Origin of the sequence: Limnohabitans sp., from assembly GCF_044361985.1 — a bacterium.
Classification (GTDB): Bacteria; Pseudomonadota; Gammaproteobacteria; order Burkholderiales; family Burkholderiaceae_C; genus Limnohabitans_A.
In genome coordinates, this window is record NZ_JBIKHV010000056.1 from 1 (window position 1) to 16,770 (window position 16,770).

Here is a 16,770-nt window from a genome sequence, read left to right on the forward strand (position 1 = left end):
GCCCGGGAGTTCTACAAGGACTACAACGCTGCGTTCATCGCCCATTACAAAAAGACCACCGGCAAAGACATCAAGATCGACCAGGCCCACGGCGGCTCAAGCGCCCAGGCCCGCGCGGTCAACGACGGTCTGGACGCCGATGTGGTGAGCATGAACACCACCACCGATGTAGGTTTTTTGGCGAGCACAGGGGTGGTGGCCAAGGACTGGAGCAAGCGTTTTCCGCACAGCGCATCGCCTACCACCTCGACCATGTTGTTCCTCACGCGCAATGGCAACCCCAAGGGCATCAAGGATTGGGACGATCTGGTCAAGCCCGGCATCAAGGTCATTGTGGTCAATCCCAAAACCGGGGGCAATGGCCGCATGGCCTATCTGGCGGCCTGGGGCTACGTGAAGAAGAAGGGCGGCTCTGACGCCGATGCGGCCGACTTTGTGGGCAAGCTCTACAAAAACGTACCGGTGCTGGCCAAGGGCGGGCGCGATGCCACCACCATCTTCTTGCAGCGCAACATTGGCGATGTGTTGGTGACGTTTGAGTCCGAAGTCGTTTCGGTGGACCGTGAATTTGGCGAGGGCAAGGTGGATTTGGTGCATCCGTCCATCAGCATCGTGGCCGAAAACCCGGTGGCCGTGGTCGAGCGCACTGTGGCCAAAAAGGGCACCGGCGCATTGGCCAAGGAATACTTGGATTACCTGAACTCCGAAGAGGCGCAAGAGATCGCTGCCAAGCATGCCTTGCGTCCCCGTTCACAACCTGTGCTCAAGAAATACAGCAAGACTTTCAAGCTGATCCAGTTGTTCACGGTGAACGAAGTCTTCGGCTCTTTTGCCGAAGCCCAGAAGCTTCACTTCAACGATGGCGGCCAGTTCGACAAAATCTACACCGTCAAATAAGTTCCCGCCATGACTGCACTGTCCATTGCGGCGCCCGCCAAACGGCGGGCGCCAGCCAAAGTGTTGCCCGGGTTCAACCTGACCCTGGGCTTCACCATTTTTTACCTGAGCCTGATTGTGTTGATCCCCTTGTCGGCGCTCGTCTTCAAAACCTTCACCCTGACCTGGGACCAGTTTTGGGCCGCCGTCACCGGGCCTCGCGTCATGGCGTCTTATCGGCTGACCTTTGGCGCGTCGCTGATCGCTGCGCTGGTGAATGTGGTGTTTGGCTTGCTGGTGGCTTGGGTGCTGGTGCGCTATGACTTCTTTGGCAAAAAGATCGTCGATGCCCTGGTGGATTTGCCCTTTGCCTTGCCCACAGCGGTGGCGGGCATCTCGCTCACGGCATTGCTGGCTGGCAATGGCTGGGTGGGCCAATATCTGGAGCCCATGGGCATCGTGCTGGCTTTCAATGCCAACGGGGTGGTGATTGCGCTGATCTTCATTGGCTTGCCTTTTGTGGTTCGCACGGTCCAGCCCGTACTGGAGGACACCGAAAAAGAACTTGAGGAAGCCGCGACCTGCCTGGGTGCGACACGCTGGCAAACTTTCAGCAAGGTGATTTTTCCGACCATTGCGCCGGCTCTGCTGACGGGCTTTGCCATGGCCTTTGCCCGTGCCATTGGTGAATACGGCTCGGTCATCTTCATTGCGGGCAACATGCCCATGGTGTCCGAGATCACGCCCCTCATCATCATCGGCAAGCTCGAGCAATACGACTATGCGGGCGCCACGGCTGTGGCACTGGTCATGCTGATGTTCTCCTTTGTATTGCTGCTCATCATCAACGCGCTACAGACCTGGCAGCGTCGCCGTTCAGGAGCCCCTGTATGAGCAACGCGCGGACCTCCAAAAAAGTCCAGGCGGTCACCACCGAGGCGCGCTGGATCCGCTGCAGCCTGATCGGGCTGGCGCTGGGCTTCATGTTCTTGTTTCTGGTCTTGCCACTGGCAGCAGTCTTTACCGAAGCCTTGCGCAAAGGACTGGACGCGTACTTTGAAGCGCTCAAAGAACCCGATGCCTGGTCGGCCATTCGCCTGACGCTGATCACCGCTGCCATTGCGGTGCCCATGAACCTGGTGTTTGGTGTGGCTGCGGCCTGGGCAATTGCCAAATACGAGTTCAAGGGCAAGTCGCTCTTGACCACGCTGGTGGACTTGCCGTTTTCGGTGTCGCCGGTGGTGGCCGGTTTGATCTATGTGCTGATGTTCGGTGCGCAAGGCTGGTTTGGCCCTTGGCTGCAGGCGCACGACATCAAGATCGTGTTTGCCGTGCCTGGCATCATTTTGGCGACGGTGTTCGTGACTTTTCCGTTCATCGCGCGCGAGCTGATTCCGCTCATGCAAGCACAAGGCAGTGACGAAGAGCAGGCCGCCATTGTGTTGGGTGCTACGGGCTGGCAGACTTTCTGGCGCGTCACCTTGCCCAACATCAAATGGGGCCTGTTGTATGGCGTGATCTTGTGCAATGCCCGCGCCATGGGTGAGTTTGGCGCCGTGTCGGTGGTGTCAGGGCACATCCGGGGGCAAACCAACACCATGCCGCTGCACGTGGAAATTTTGTACAACGAATACCAGTCGGTGGCCGCGTTTGCTGTGGCCTCTCTGCTGGCTTTGCTGGCACTGGTGACCTTGGGCATCAAGTCGGTGATTGAGTGGCGGCACGAGCAGGAAAGCAAAGCCGCTGCCAACACCCCGCCCGAGCGGCCTTTGGCATTGACTCCTGACGCAGTCGTTTGAATCCGACGGAAAGCATTTGAACCATGAGCATCGAAATCCGAAATGTCCACAAGCAGTTTGGCGACTTCACCGCGCTGAACAATGTCAGTCTTGACATCGATTTTGGCGAGTTGGTGGCCCTGTTGGGGCCATCAGGCTGCGGAAAAACCACGCTGCTGCGCATCATCGCCGGCCTGGAAACGGCTGACCAAGGCACGATTGCCTTCAGTGGTGCAGACACCACCCATGTGCACGTGCGCGAACGCCAGGTCGGTTTTGTGTTTCAGCACTACGCCTTGTTTCGCCACATGACGGTGTTCGAGAACGTGGCGTTTGGTTTGCGTGTCAAACCGCGCAAAGAACGACCGAGCGAATCGGAGATCCAACGCAAGGTGCATGAGCTGCTGGCTTTGGTTCAGCTCGATGGGTTGGCTGAACGTTACCCATCGCAACTCTCGGGTGGGCAGCGCCAACGCATCGCACTGGCCCGAGCCCTGGCCGTCGAGCCCAAGGTGCTGCTGCTGGACGAGCCGTTTGGCGCGCTGGACGCCAAGGTGCGCAAGGAGTTGCGCCGATGGTTGCGTCGACTGCACGACGAACTGCATGTGACCAGTATTTTTGTGACCCATGACCAGGAAGAGGCGCTGGAAGTGGCCGACCGGGTGGTGCTGATGAACAAAGGCCACATTGAGCAAATCGGTTCGCCGCAAGAGGTGTGGGATCACCCAGCCAGTCCGTTTGTGTATGGTTTTTTGGGCGATGTGAATTTGTTCCATGGCCGTGCCCATGAAGGCGTGATGCTGATTGGCGCTGATCAGCACGCCATACGCCTGGACAGCCCCGAGCACGGTCAGGTTCAAGATGCCAAGGCTTTTGCCTATGTGCGTCCGCATGATCTGGATGTGACCCGCTACACGCCGGGTGCAGCCAATGCGGGCATCGTGGCCAAGCTAACCCGTGTCATCGTGGTGGGGCCCGTGGCGCGTCTGGAATTGGAGTCTGTTGAAGCGGGCATGTTTGGCAAGGACGCCATCATTGAAGCGCAGTTGCCGGCATCGCAATACCGTCAGCAAGACTTCAAAGAAGGTGAGACCTTGGTGCTGTCGCCACGCAAGGCGCGGGTGTTTGTGGAGGCATGACCGCGGTGCGCGACCGGTGCGCCTCGTGAATTTAGAAATGCACATGCAGAAAGTTCCAAGCGATCGTTCAACGAGCATCTGATTTTGTGGGCAGCGAAACAGGGCGTCTTCGAGTAAGCTTTGCGCTGCACTTCATCAGGAGACAAGCATGAGCGGCACATCGGCTTTCGGCTTTGGCCAATTCGTCCCCGGTTTTGACTTTTTGCAAAACCTGTCCAAAACGGCGGCTCAGGCGGCACCCGCCGCGGGTGCTGTGCCGGGCATGTCCAGCTGGATTGCGCCTACTCTGAGCATCGAAGAAATCGACAAGCGCATTCAGGAGCTCAAAGCCGTGCAGTTCTGGCTGGACCAAAACGCCACGGCGCTCAAGGCCACCATCCAGGCGATGGAGGTGCAAAAAATGACCTTGTCCACCTTGCAAAGCATGAACGTGAACATGGCCGATCTGGCCAAAGCTTTCACGGCCAAGCCGCCCACGCCAGAGGCTGCACCTGAAGCCGCACCCGCGCCGAAAGCTTCGATTTTTTCAACCAAGCCCAAGCCTGAGACTGGGCCCAAGCCGGTGCCACAGGCCGAGCCTGCCCCTGCTCCGCAAGCGGCCTCTGAAGCCGCCAGCGACAAGCCCGCCGTTGACCCGATGCAATGGTGGGGGGCTTTGACCCAGCAATTTCAAGGCATTGCCGCAGCGGCTATGAAGGACGTTGCCGGTGAGGCGATGAAGGCTGGTGTGGCTGTCAAGAAAGCCGCCAAAACGGGTGCCAAAACGGACATCCAGCGTGGCGGCAAAAGCAAGCCCAAGGCGACCCCGAAAGCCCCGACCAAAGCCGCAGCCAAGCCAGCCTCACCCGCTGCAGCCAAGTCGGCGGCACGCCCGGCAGCCAGGAAGCGCGCAGTCCCATGAAGCTGTTTCCCTATGGCCATGCCACCCACCCGCAGTGGCTGATGGCCGCAGGTCTGGTGCTGGCCCAATTGCGGGCCCAGATGAGTTTGCCCGAGTACGCCCGCTCCCCCCGTTTGGCGCTGCTTTACATCACCGATCACTATGCAGGCCAGGCGCAAGCCATTCTTGACCATCTGCGCCAGGAGTTGCCCGCCGTAACCGATTGGGTGGGCACCGTGGGAGTGGGGCTGGCGGTCAACAACGCCGAATATTTTGACGAACCCGCCATGGCGCTGATGCTGTGTGATTTGCCGCCAGACCAATACCGCGTGTTCTCTGGACTGGCCCCCCTGCCGGCAAGTGCCTTGGCCGATGTGGCGCTGGTGCATGCCGACCCTTCCACGCCTGAATTGACCGAGTTGATCAGCGAGATGGCCGGGCGCACGCAAAAGGGATACTTGTTTGGTGGCCTCACCTCCAGCCGCACCCGCAGCGTGCAGTTTGCCGTCAAGGACGGGCAGAGCCTGACCGATGGCGGTGTTTTGGAGGGTGGCTTGAGTGGTGTGGCGTTTGCGCCTGGGGTGGGCCTGCTGTCCCGTGTCACCCAGGGGTGTCAACCCGTGTCCCTTGAGCGCGAAATCACCGAGGTGGACCAGCAAGTGGTGCTCAAGCTCAATGGCGTCCCTGCGCTGGATGTGTTGTTGACCGATCTGGACATTTCATTGAGCGAACCCCAAAAAGCCATTGCCGTGGTTCGCACCACCTTGGTCGGCTTGAGCCCGGCTGGGCAAGCCAGCGCGGGTCGCACGGGGCATTTGGGCGGTGATGTGCGGGTCCGCCACATCGTGGGCCTTGACCCGACGCGACTGGGGGTGGTCGTTGCCGGCAACATGCAGGCGGGCATGCGGCTGACGCTTTGTCGCCGCGATGTGCAGTCTGCCCGGGCCGATCTGATGCGCGTGTGCGCTGAAATCCGTGAAGAACTCGAACCCGAAATGCTGTCCATTGAGGCCATCAATGCCTTGAGCGATGACCCGGTGCTGACCTTGCCGCAGACCGGCAAACGCATCGCCGGTGCGGTGTATGTCAGCTGCACAGGGCGGGGTGGCCCGCACTTTGGGGGGCCGAGCGCCGAGATGCAGATCATCCGACATGCCTTGGGCGATGTGCCCTTGGTGGGTTTTTTCGCCGCCGGAGAGATTGCGCACAACCAGTTGTATGGCTATACCGGGGTGCTGACGGTGTTCACCACCGATTGATCACACGCCGCGTGCGCGGTCCGTCTTGAACTGCGCCCGGAATGCGCTGAACTGCCCCGCGTCCAGCGATTCGCGCACTTCGCGCATCAGGTTCAGGTAGTAATGCAGGTTGTGGATGGTGGTCAACATCGGGCCGAGCATTTCACCGCAGCGGTCCAGGTGGTGCAGGTAGGCGCGGCTGAAACCGCCCCGTCCGCCCTGGTCCCAAGACACACCGCCGGAGCCGGATGCCGCGTCGACAGGATTGCCCGCGCAGGCGTAGCAGGTGCAGGACGTGTCCAGCGGTTGCGGGTCGATCTTGTGTCGGGCGTTGCGCAGTTTCAGGTCGCCAAAGCGGGTGAACACCGTGCCGTTGCGGGCATTGCGGGTGGGCATCACGCAGTCAAACATGTCTACGCCATCGGCCACGCCTTGCACCAAATCTTCGGGCGTGCCCACGCCCATCAGGTAGCGCGGCTTGTTTGCGGGCAGGCGGTGCGGCGTGTGCGCCATGATTTGCAGCATTTGCTCTTTGGGCTCGCCCACGCTGACGCCACCGACGGCATAGCCGGGAAAATTCATCTCCACCAGTGCATCCAGCGATTCCTGGCGCAGGTTTTCAAACATGCCGCCCTGCACGATGCCAAACAGGGCGTTGGGGTTTTCCAGTCGGGCAAATTCGTCTTGGCTGCGCACGGCCCAGCGGCGGCTCATCTCCATCGACTTGCGCGCTTCGGCTTCGGTGGTCAGGTGCCCCTTGGTCTCGTAGGGTGTGCACTCGTCGAGCTGCATCACGATGTCCGAATTCAGCGTCGTTTGAATCTGCATGCTCACCTCTGGCGACATGAACAGTTTGTCGCCGTTCACGGGCGAAGCAAAGGTCACGCCTTCTTCGGTGATCTTGCGCATGTCGCCCAACGACCAGACCTGAAATCCGCCCGAGTCGGTCAGGATCGGTTTGTCCCATTTCTCGAACTGGTGCAGACCGCCAAAGCTTTCCATGATGTCCCGCCCAGGGCGCATCCACAGGTGAAAGGTGTTGCCCAGAATGATCTGCGCGCCCATCTCGTGCAGGCTGCGCGGCATCACGCCCTTGACGGTGCCGTAAGTGCCCACCGGCATGAAGATGGGGGTTTGCACCACGCCATGGTTCAAGGTCAGTGTGCCGCGTCGGGCGTGGCTGGACGGGTCGGTTTTGAGCAGGTCAAATTGAAGCATGGGGGGGATTGTAGGAGGGCCGGGCCTGCTCAGACGGCCACAGCGGGTGCAGGTGCCCCCGGGTCGCCAAAGCATTGCGCCACCACCCCACGCAACCACTGGTGCCCCGGGTCTTTGTGCAGCCGTGCATGCCAGAACTGGTGAATCACGCTGCCGTCGACTGGCAGCGGCAAGGGGCGGGTGCTCAGGGCAAAGGGGGCGGTGACGCGCTGTGCAAACCGTTCGGGCACGGTGGCGATCAGGTCGGAGTGGCCGAGCACATCACCCAGGGCCACGTAGTGCGGCACCGTGAGACGAATGCGCCGCTGCAGGCCGTGGCGTGCCAGGGCTTCACTCAGTGCGTCGTCCACTCGGCCGTGGCCCGTGCCAGCGGCGATCACGCGAACATGGCTGGCGCCGGCAAAGTCGGACAAGCTCAGGCTGGTCAGCGCAGCCAGCGGATGGCCTTCGCGCATCAGGCACACATAGGGCTGGCGAAATAGCGCTTGCTGGAAAAACCCCGCTTGCAGTTGGAGCAGCAGGCCCAGCGCCAGGTCGGTGCGGCCAGACGCCATGTCTGCCCCCAGCATGGCGCTGGTCACGGCGACCACCTTGAGCGTGACCCCGGGGGCGGACTGGGCCAGTGCGTCCATCAGCACGGGCAGAAAATACATCTCGCCCACGTCGGTCATGGCCAGGGTAAAGCTGCGCTGGCTGGTGGCGGGGTCAAACGAAGCGCGCACATTGAGCGCTTGTTGCAAGCCATCGAGCGCCATGGCCACGGGTTCGGCCAGTTGCAGGGCGTAGGGCGTGGGCGCCATGCCGTGCTGGGTGCGCAAAAACAGCTCGTCGTCCAGGTGGGTGCGCAGGCGGCCCAGGGCACTGCTGACGGCGGGCTGGCTCATGCCCAGCACCGTGGCCACAGCCGAGACCCGCTTTTCGCGCAGCAGGTGATGAAAGACCAGCAGCAGGTTCAGGTCGAGGCGGGCGAGTTCCATGGGGGGGATCAGGATGCTTTATTTGAAATTCGAATAACGATTATCTTTGAATTTCGATTTACTGAATTCGATGGTCCCGACATGATGTACATCATTGCAAGCATTGGGCGAGCCAAAGCCTAACTCGAGGAGACACCATGCGCGAACAAGCCATTCACTGGGAAACGGACGGTACCAGCCGCATCCCGTTTGCCGTGTACACCGACGAAGACCGGCACAAGAAGGAGCTGGAGCGTTTCTTTTATAAGAGCCACTGGAGCTATGTGGGCCTGGAGGCCGAGATTGCTAACCCCGGCGACTTCAAGCGCAGCGTGGTGGGCGAGCGCTCGGTCATCATGACGCGCGGCGACGACGGGCAGATCCATGTGGTCGAAAACGTCTGCGCGCACCGGGGCATGCAGTTTTGCCGCGAGCGCCATGGCAACAAGAAAGAGTTTGTCTGCCCCTATCACCAGTGGAGCTACAACCTCAGAGGCGACTTGCAGGGGGTGCCGTTTCGGCGCGGCGTGCGGCAAGACGGCAAGATCAACGGCGGCATGCCGGCCGACTTTGACCCCAAAGACCACGGCCTGACGGCCCTGAAAGTGGCGACGCGCGGCGGCGTGGTGTTTGCTTCGTTTGACCACGAGGTGGAGTCGCTCGAAGACTTCATGGGCCCGACCATCCTGCGTTACTTTGATCGCCTGTTCAATGGGCGCAAGCTGGTGGTGCTGGGCTACAACCGGCAGCGGATTCCGGGCAACTGGAAGCTGATGCAGGAAAACATCAAGGACCCCTATCACCCCGGGTTACTGCACACTTGGTTTGTGACCTTTGGCCTTTGGCGTGCCGATAACAAAAGTGAGTTGCGCATGGACGCACACCACCGCCATGCGGCCATGATCTCGACCCGCGGCAGCGCGGGCCAGGCCACGGGTGCGGCGTCTCAGGTCACGCAAGTCAGCAGCTTCAAGGAGAGCATGCAACTCAACGACCCGAGCTTTCTGGACATCGTGCCCGAGGACTGGTGGCGCCTGGGTGATCAGGTGCCCTCGGCGGTGATGATGACGCTGTTTCCCAGCGTGATTTTTCAGCAGCAGGTCAACAGCGTGTCCACCCGCCACATCCAGCCTGATGGGCATGGCGCATTTGATTTTGTCTGGACGCATTTCGGCTTTGAAGACGACACGCCCGAGATGCACGAGCGCCGCCTGCGCCAGTCCAACCTGTTTGGCCCGGCCGGTTTTGTCAGCGCTGACGATGGCGAGGTGATCGAGTTCTCGCAGCAAGCCTTTGAGACCAAACCCGAGCACCGCATGCTGGTGGAACTGGGCGGACGCGATGTGGCCGAGGCCGACCACATGGTGACCGAGACCCTGATCCGGGGCATGTACGCCTACTGGCGCAAAGTGATGGAGGCTTGATGATGGTGAACTTTGAAACCCACATGGCCTTGAGCCGCTTGTATGCCGATTACGCCCTGGCCGTGGACAGCGGCCACTGGGATTTGTGGCCCGAGTTTTTCACCGAGCAGTGCGTGTACAAACTGCAGCCGCGAGAGAATTTTGAGCGCGGCTTTCCTTTGTGTACCTTGTCTTTCACCAGCAAGGGCATGCTCAAGGACCGCGTGTACGGCATCCAGGAAACGCTGTACCACGACCCCTATTACCAGCGGCACGTGGTGGGCGCGCCCGTGGTGCGCAAGCTTGAAGACGGCCGCATCCACAGCGAGGCCAACTACGCCGTGTTCCGCACCAAACTCGACAAGGAAAGCACGGTGTTCAACGTGGGTCGCTACATCGACACCATCGTGCAAACCCCTGAAGGCCTGAAGTTTGCCGAGCGCTTGTGTGTGTACGACAGCGAAATGATCCCCAACGCCATCATCTACCCCATCTGAAATTGAGCTTCTTATGACCGCTTGGATCGACGTGGCCGCTGAGGCCGATTTGTTTGAAGGCGCAGGCATTGCCGTGGCACCCGAGGGGCAGGACATCGCCTTGTTCAGCGTAGAGGGCGAGGTCTTTGCCATCAACAACCTGTGCACCCACGGCAACGCCAAACTGTGCGATGGTTTTGTGGAAGGGCACAACGTGGAATGCCCCTTCCACCAGGCCCAATTCAGCCTGCGCGACGGCAGCGTGAGCTGCGGCCCGGCGACCGAGCCGGTCAAATCCTGGCCCGTGAAGATCGAAGAGGGACGTGTTTTTCTTCAGCTGGCCTGAACCTGGGCGGGTGTTCTGCTGAGCAGCATCGCATCCCCGTAGCTGAAAAAGCGGTACTGGTTTGCAATCGCGTGTCGGTACAGGCCCATGATGTGCTCATAGCCCGCAAAGGCGCTGACCAGCATCATCAGCGTGCTTTTGGGCAAATGGAAGTTGGTGATGAGGTGGTCCACCACTTTGAACTCAAAGCCCGGCGTGATGAAAATCTGCGTGTCGCCGCTGGCCTGGCCTGATTTAGCCCATGACTCCAGCGTGCGCACAGTGGTCGTGCCCACCGCCAACACCTGGCCGCCCCGCGCCTTGCACGCTGCAATGGCTTGCTGCGTGGCTTCGGGCACTTCGTACCACTCGCGGTGCATGGTGTGATCGGCAATGTTTTCGGTCTTGACGGGCTGGAAGGTGCCGGCACCCACGTGCAAGGTCACGCTGGCGGTCTGCACACCTTGCGCGGCCAGGGCGGCCAATACACCTTCGTCAAAATGCAGCGCCGCTGTGGGCGCTGCCACCGCGCCGGGGGCGCGCGCAAAAACAGTTTGGTAGCGTTCGGCGTCTTCTTGGGTGTCAGCGTGATCGGCAGTGCCTGCAGGGCGCTCGATGTAAGGCGGCAGTGGCACCACGCCGTGCTTTTCCATCAGCGCATGCGGCTCGTCGCTCAATTTCAGGTGAAACAGCTGGCCGTTGGCATCGGGCCAGCGGCCGAGCAGTACGGCATCAAACCCGCCGTGGCGGGCACCTCCCGCCATGAACATCTTGCCGCCCAACAGCGGTTTTTTGCTGACCTTCATGTGCGCCACCACCTCGTGGCCGGGCAGCACGCGCTCGATCAGCAGCTCCAGCTTGCCGCCCGAAGCCTTCTCGCCAAAGATGCGCGCCTTGACCACCTTGGTGTCGTTGAACACCAGCAGGTCGCCAGATTTAAGCAAGCCAGGCAGTTCATGAAAGATTCGGTTCACCACCGTGGGCGATGAGCCGTCCAGCAAACGCGAGCCGCTGCGTTCGGCGGCGGGGTGCTGGGCAATCAGTTCGGGGGGCAGCGCAAAGTCGAAATCGCTGAGCGTGAAGGCGCGGGGCGCGCTGGGGGAGGCAGAAGAAGACATGGTGCATGGGCTGGACAGGCCCGAACAATAGGGAAGACCAGCATTTTGCCTGAAGGATATCTTGCTAAGACCGCTCCGAGCGCAGGCACTCGCGGCACAATCAGTCCATGCCAGCCTCGTCTCCACCCAAGCCCGCCAAAACGCTCTCCGCTCCCCAAAAGGCGTTGATCAAGCTCGGCCTGGTGCGTGACATTGATCTGGCGCTGCATTTGCCGCTGCGCTACGAAGACGAGACGCGCATCGTCAAGCTGCGTGATGCCCGCGAGGGTGATGTGGCGCAGATCGAGGCGACGGTGACGGCCTGCGAGATCACGCTGCGGCCGCGGCGCCAGTTGCTGGTGACGGTGGACGATGGCTCAGACACCTGCGTGATGCGCTTCTTCAGCTTTTACCCTTCGCACCAAAAAGCGCTGGCGGTGGGCAACCGCATCCGTGCGCGCGGCGAGGTCAAGGGCGGTTTCATGGGGCTGACCATGATGCACCCGAGTTTCAAGGCGGCGGGGGGCAACCTGGCCGAAGCCTTGACGCCGGTTTATTCGACCGTGGCGGGTCTGGCCCAGGCTTATTTGCGCCGGGCCGTGATCACCGGCTTGAACCACGCTGACCTGAGTGAAACCCTGCCCCAGGGCATCGGCTGGCCCGACCCGCGCGGGTCTTGGGCATTGCGCGATGCCTTGCAGTTTTTGCACCACCCCACGCCCGATGTGTCACTGGCGGCGCTGGAAGACCGCAGCCACCCGGCCTGGATTCGCCTCAAATGCGAGGAGTTGCTGGCGCAGCAGTTGTCCCAGCTCACGGCCAAGCGCGAACGCGATTTATTGCGTGCCCCGGCCCTCAAGCTCAAGGCCGATGGCCTGTATGGCCAGTTGCTGGCGGCCCTGCCTTTTGGCCTGACGAATGCCCAGCAACGCGTGGGGCAGGAGATTGCCCAAGATCTCGCCCGTCATGTACCGATGCATCGCTTGCTGCAAGGCGATGTGGGCTCTGGCAAAACCGTGGTGGCCGCATTGGCCGCGATGGTGGCGGTCAATGCGGGCTGGCAGTGCGCCCTGATGGCTCCCACTGAAATCCTGGCCACCCAGCACTTTGCCAAGCTGGTGGGCTGGCTGGAGCCTTTGGGCGTGAAAGTCGCCTGGCTGATTGGCAGCCAGAAAAAGAAAGAGCGCGCCACCATGCTGGCGCTGATCGAGTCGGGTGAAGCCGCGCTGGTGGTGGGCACGCACGCGGTGATTCAGGAGCACGTCAAGTTCAAAAATCTGGCGCTGGCCGTGATCGACGAGCAGCACCGCTTTGGGGTGGCGCAGCGATTGGCCTTGCGCAGCAAGATGCAAGCTGAAGGCATGGAGCCGCACATGCTGATGATGACGGCCACGCCCATTCCGCGCACGCTCGCCATGAGTTATTACGCCGACCTGGATGTGTCGGTGATCGACGAGTTGCCCCCGGGCCGCACGCCCATCTTGACCCGGGTGGTGTCAGACCATCGCCGCCACGAGGTGGTGGAGCGCATCGGTGCCCAGCTGCAGGAGGGGCGGCAGGTGTATTGGGTGTGTCCGCTGATCGAAGAGAGTGAGGCGCTGGATTTGACCAACGCCACCCAAACCCATGCCGACCTGAGCGAGGCCTTGCCGGGCGTGATGGTGGGCTTGCTGCATTCACGCATGCCCGCGGCCGAAAAGAAGGCAGTGATGGCCTTGTTCACCGCCGGCCAGATGGGCGTGCTGGTCAGCACCACGGTGATCGAGGTGGGGGTGGATGTGCCCAATGCTTCCTTGATGGTGATTGAGCACGCTGAGCGCTTTGGACTTTCCCAGTTGCACCAGTTGCGCGGCCGCGTGGGTCGAGGCGCTGCGGCCTCGGCCTGCGTGCTGCTGTATGGCACACCCGAGGGTGGGCGGCTGAGCGAGACGGCGCGTGAGCGTTTGCGGGCGATGGTGGAGACCAACGATGGTTTTGAGATCGCGCGGCGTGACCTGGAAATCCGTGGGCCTGGAGAATTTTTGGGGGCACGCCAGTCGGGCGCGCCCTTGCTGCGTTTTGCCGATCTGGACACCGATGGTCACTTGCTGGAATGGGCCCGTGCACTGGCCCCGCAAATGCTCGACCTGCACCCCCCACTGGCTGAGCGCCACATCGGCCGCTGGATGGGTGGAAAATCTGAATACCTGAAAGCCTGACGCTGAGAACCCGCCATGACCCTGACTGAACTGAAATACATTGTGGCCGTCGCCCGAGAAAAACACTTTGGCAAAGCCGCCGAAGCGTGCTTTGTCTCGCAGCCCACGCTGTCATTGGCCATCAAGAAACTCGAAGAAGAGTTGGCGGTCAAGCTGTTCGAGCGCAGCGCCAGCGAGGTGTCCGTCACCCAGTTGGGCGAGGAGATCGTGCGCCAGGCGCAAAGCGTGCTGGAGCAAGCAGCCGAGATCAAGGAAATCGCCAAACGCGGCAAAGACCCCCTGGCGGGCACCATGCGGCTGGGCGTGATCTACACCATCGGGCCGTATTTGCTGCCCGATCTGGTGCGCCAGATCATCACCGACATCCCGCAAATGCCGCTGATGCTGCAAGAAAATTTCACAGTGCGCTTGCTGGAGATGCTGCGCACCGGCGAGATCGACTGCGCCATTCTGGCCGAGCCCTTTCCTGAATCAGGCCTGGCGGTGGCGCCTTTGTACGACGAGACCTTCATGGCGGCCTTGCCCCTGAACCACCCCCTGGCCAAACAAGCCTTCATCACGCCCGAGCAGCTGAAAAACGAAACCATGCTGTTGCTGGGCACTGGGCATTGCTTTCGCGACCATGTGCTCGAGGTGTGCCCCGAATTTGCCCGTTACGCCAGCCAGACAGACGGCATCCGCAAGACTTTTGAAGGCTCGTCGCTGGAGACCATCAAGCACATGGTGGCGGCAGGCATGGGGGTGACCTTGGTGCCGCGTTTGTCGGTCCCCGAACTCAAGCCGGTGCAAAAGCGTTCAGGCGGGCGGCACGATTCGCCCGTGCGCTACCTGCCCATCGTGGACCCGGCGGGCGGCAAGCCCCCCACCCGCCGTGTGGTGCTGGCCTGGCGCCGCAGTTACACCCGCTACGAAGCCATCGCCGCTGTGCGAAATGCCATTTATGCCTGCCCGCTGTCCGGCGTGACACGCTTGTCCTGAAAACATTGAATGCTGGGTGCCATGACCAGGAAACTCAAGCTTTATCTGGACCTGATCCGCTGGAACCGCCCTGCTGGCTGGTTGTTGTTGCTGTGGCCGTCTTTGGCGGCTTTGTGGGTGGCTGCAGAGGGCTTTCCGGGTTGGCATTTGATCGCAGTGTTCACTTTGGGCACCATCCTCATGCGCAGTGCGGGGTGCTGCGTCAACGATGTGGCCGACCGTGACTTTGACAAACATGTCCAACGCACGGCCAATCGGCCAGTGACCAGCGGGCGCATCGGCACGAAAGAGGCGCTGCTGGTGGGGGCAGTGCTGGCGCTGTGTGCATTCGGCCTGGTGCTGACGACCAACAAGGCCGCGATCGCCTGGTCATTCGCAGCGCTGGGGGTGACGCTGCTGTATCCCTATGCCAAGCGTTATGTGTCCATGCCGCAAGCTGTGCTGGGCGTGGCCTTTAGCTTTGGCATTCCGATGGCCTTTGCTGCTGTGCAAGGCCATGTGCCCTTGCTGGCTTGGGGCTTGTTGCTGGGCAACCTGTTTTGGGTGCTGGCCTACGACACCGAATACGCCATGGTGGACCGCGATGACGATTTGAAGATCGGCATGAAAACTTCGGCCATCACTCTGGGCCGTTGGGATGTGGCGGCCATTGCCGGTTTTTATGGCGCCTACCTGTTCATTTGGGCGGCCTTGCTGGACGCCCCCACACGAAGCTTGTGGTTTGCCCTGGGCCTGGCCGGTGCTGCAGCGCAGGTGGTCTGGCATGTCGTGTTGATCAAGGACAGAAGCCGCGCAGGCTGTTTCAAGGCTTTCCGGTTGAACCATTGGCTGGGGTTCAGCGTGTTTGCCGGGGTGGTGCTCTCTTACCGCTTGGGCTGAAGCCCTTCTTGCGGATCAACTTGGCGCGTTGTCGCCCCAAGTTCACCGCGACCAGCCCGCAGCTCAGGCTTTGCCGAATTCGTCGCCCAACTCGCGTGCGCGTTGCTCGGCCGCCTGCATGGCATTGACAAACGAGGCTTTCATGCCCGAGGCCTCCATGGCGTTGATGGCCGCGAAGGTGGTGCCCCCTTTGGAGGTCACGCGTTGGCGCAGCACTTCGGGGGATTCGGTCGATGCGGCGGCCAAAGCTGATGCGCCTGAAAATGTGGCCACGGCCAATTGGTAGGCCTGATCTGCGCTCAGGCCCATGCCCACACCCGCCTCGGTCATGGCCTCCAGAAAATAAAACACATACGCTGGACCAGAACCCGACAAGGCGGTCACAGCGTCCAGTTGCGACTCTTGTTGCACCCACAGGGTTTGCCCCGTGGTGCCAATGACTTGCGCCACCAGCGCCTTGTCGTCAGGGGTGACGGCGGGGCAGGCAAACAGCGCCGTGATGCCCTGACCCACCAGCGCAGGGGTGTTGGGCATGCAGCGCACCACGCGGTCGGTGCCGACCCAGCGGCAAATGCTGTCGGTGCGAATGCCTGCGGCCACCGACAGGTGCAATGCCTTGCCGGTGTGCGGCATGACGGGCGCAGCAGCTTCACTGAACATTTGCGGTTTGACCGCCCAGACCACCAGGTCGGCTTGGGCCAGCGCAACGCCTGCAGCGGGCAAAACGGTGAGGCCAAAGTCCTTGAGCAGTTTTGCGGCTGTTTCGGCAAAGGGCTCAACCACGGTGATCTGCGTGGGCTGCATGCCCTGACGGATCAGCCCGCCAATGATGGCGCTGGCCATGTTGCCGCCACCGATGAAGGCGATGTGTCGTGAAGTGTTGCTCATGCTGGTGTGGCTCCGGGGAGAACGCGGGTATGTCTGGATGAAAAGGTCAATCGGGGAATTGTCGCTGTTTGTGAGCACCGCTTTGCGGTAGTCTTGGCGCATGGACTACATCCTTTCAATCGACCAAGGTACGACCAGCTCACGGGCAGTGGTGTTTAACCGTGCAGGCCAGGTGGTGGCCATGGCGCAACGTGAGTTTGCCCAGCATTTCCCCCAGCCCGGCTGGGTGGAGCATGACGCCCGCGAGATTTGGCAAAGCCAATTGGCCGTGATGCGGGAAGCCATGGCGCGCGCCAACATCCAGGCCAGCCAATTGCGCGCCATGGGCATCACCAACCAGCGCGAAACCACGGTGCTGTGGGACCGGGCGACCGGTGAGCCCGTGGCGCCCGCCATCGTTTGGCAGGATCGGCGCACGGCCGTGTTTTGCGATGGCTTGCG

General features: G+C 61.4%; 17 protein-coding genes. 13 read left to right on the forward strand and 4 right to left on the reverse strand.

Annotation, left to right across the window (positions count from 1 at the left end):
* The 6 genes from ACIQ3A_RS10150 to ACIQ3A_RS10175 form a co-directional block, all read left to right on the forward strand.
* Nucleotides 1-897, forward strand: an 897-nt coding sequence (locus ACIQ3A_RS10150; RefSeq protein WP_396431622.1) for a sulfate ABC transporter substrate-binding protein, incomplete at its 5' end; no start/stop codon positions are given.
* A 9-nt stretch (nt 898-906) separates the two neighbouring features.
* Nucleotides 907-1,770: a sulfate ABC transporter permease subunit CysT gene (cysT, locus tag ACIQ3A_RS10155; RefSeq protein ID WP_396431623.1), complete on the forward strand. Its 864-nt coding sequence runs from the start codon at nt 907-909 to the stop codon at nt 1,768-1,770.
* Nucleotides 1,767-2,675 (forward strand): sulfate ABC transporter permease subunit CysW, encoded by a 909-nt coding sequence (gene cysW / locus ACIQ3A_RS10160; RefSeq protein ID WP_396431624.1) that lies wholly within the window; start codon nt 1,767-1,769, stop codon nt 2,673-2,675. Before cysT ends, cysW begins: the two co-directional genes overlap by 4 nt.
* A 23-nt stretch (nt 2,676-2,698) precedes the next feature.
* Nucleotides 2,699-3,793 carry a sulfate/molybdate ABC transporter ATP-binding protein gene (locus tag ACIQ3A_RS10165; RefSeq protein ID WP_396431625.1) on the forward strand — a complete coding sequence of 365 codons (1,095 nt, stop codon included), beginning with the start codon at nt 2,699-2,701 and terminating at the stop codon, nt 3,791-3,793.
* Between the two features lie 148 nt (nt 3,794-3,941).
* Entirely contained in the window at nt 3,942-4,694 is a 753-nt protein-coding gene (locus ACIQ3A_RS10170; protein ID WP_396431626.1) for a PhaM family polyhydroxyalkanoate granule multifunctional regulatory protein, read from the forward strand.
* The gene (locus ACIQ3A_RS10175; protein WP_396431627.1) at nt 4,691-5,932 is read left to right on the forward strand and encodes an FIST N-terminal domain-containing protein; all 1,242 of its coding nucleotides are present in this window, start codon (nt 4,691-4,693) and stop codon (nt 5,930-5,932) included. The genes ACIQ3A_RS10170 and ACIQ3A_RS10175 overlap by 4 nt, the downstream gene beginning before the upstream one ends.
* On the opposite strand, the gene tgt is transcribed toward ACIQ3A_RS10175, so the two are convergent.
* The gene (gene tgt, locus ACIQ3A_RS10180) at nt 5,933-7,129 is read right to left on the reverse strand and encodes a tRNA guanosine(34) transglycosylase Tgt (protein ID WP_396431628.1); all 1,197 of its coding nucleotides are present in this window, start codon (nt 7,127-7,129) and stop codon (nt 5,933-5,935) included.
* A gap of 29 nt (nt 7,130-7,158) precedes the next feature.
* Entirely contained in the window at nt 7,159-8,106 is a 948-nt protein-coding gene (locus tag ACIQ3A_RS10185) for a LysR family transcriptional regulator (RefSeq protein ID WP_396431629.1), read from the reverse strand.
* A gap of 137 nt (nt 8,107-8,243) precedes the next feature.
* Here ACIQ3A_RS10185 and ACIQ3A_RS10190 point away from each other — a divergent pair, with 137 nt between their 5' ends.
* The 3 genes from ACIQ3A_RS10190 to ACIQ3A_RS10200 are packed head-to-tail and all read left to right on the forward strand — an operon-like array spanning nt 8,244 to nt 10,310.
* Nucleotides 8,244-9,509 (forward strand): aromatic ring-hydroxylating dioxygenase subunit alpha, encoded by a 1,266-nt coding sequence (locus tag ACIQ3A_RS10190; RefSeq protein ID WP_396431630.1) that lies wholly within the window; start codon nt 8,244-8,246, stop codon nt 9,507-9,509.
* 2 nt (nt 9,510-9,511) lie between these two features.
* Nucleotides 9,512-9,985: an aromatic-ring-hydroxylating dioxygenase subunit beta gene (locus ACIQ3A_RS10195; RefSeq protein ID WP_396431631.1), complete on the forward strand. Its 474-nt coding sequence runs from the start codon at nt 9,512-9,514 to the stop codon at nt 9,983-9,985.
* Between the two features lie 13 nt (nt 9,986-9,998).
* Entirely contained in the window at nt 9,999-10,310 is a 312-nt protein-coding gene (locus tag ACIQ3A_RS10200) for a non-heme iron oxygenase ferredoxin subunit (protein ID WP_396431632.1), read from the forward strand.
* On the opposite strand, the gene queA is transcribed toward ACIQ3A_RS10200, so the two are convergent.
* Complete coding sequence (queA, locus tag ACIQ3A_RS10205; protein WP_396431633.1) at nt 10,298-11,407, reverse strand: tRNA preQ1(34) S-adenosylmethionine ribosyltransferase-isomerase QueA; 1,110 nt, start codon at nt 11,405-11,407, stop codon at nt 10,298-10,300. The genes ACIQ3A_RS10200 and queA overlap by 13 nt on opposite strands.
* Nucleotides 11,408-11,514: 107 nt before the next feature.
* Between queA and recG the strand changes: the two genes are divergently transcribed.
* From recG to ubiA, 3 genes are read left to right on the forward strand one after another with little or no spacing between them, the layout of a single operon-like run.
* Nucleotides 11,515-13,584 (forward strand): ATP-dependent DNA helicase RecG, encoded by a 2,070-nt coding sequence (gene recG / locus ACIQ3A_RS10210; protein WP_396431634.1) that lies wholly within the window; start codon nt 11,515-11,517, stop codon nt 13,582-13,584.
* 15 nt (nt 13,585-13,599) lie between these two features.
* Entirely contained in the window at nt 13,600-14,562 is a 963-nt protein-coding gene (locus ACIQ3A_RS10215) for a LysR substrate-binding domain-containing protein (protein ID WP_396431635.1), read from the forward strand.
* Between the two features lie 21 nt (nt 14,563-14,583).
* A complete protein-coding gene (gene ubiA, locus ACIQ3A_RS10220; RefSeq protein ID WP_396431636.1) occupies nt 14,584-15,441 on the forward strand; it encodes a 4-hydroxybenzoate octaprenyltransferase in 858 nt (285 codons plus the stop codon).
* A 63-nt stretch (nt 15,442-15,504) separates the two neighbouring features.
* Here ubiA and proC read toward each other — a convergent pair whose 3' ends face one another.
* On the reverse strand, nt 15,505-16,329 hold the full coding sequence (gene proC, locus ACIQ3A_RS10225; RefSeq protein WP_396431637.1) for a pyrroline-5-carboxylate reductase: 825 nt from the start codon (nt 16,327-16,329) through the stop codon (nt 15,505-15,507).
* Between the two features lie 100 nt (nt 16,330-16,429).
* On the opposite strand from proC, the gene ACIQ3A_RS10230 reads away from it, so the two are divergent.
* A partial coding sequence (locus tag ACIQ3A_RS10230; protein WP_396431638.1) for an FGGY family carbohydrate kinase occupies nt 16,430-16,770 on the forward strand: 341 nt, incomplete at its 3' end.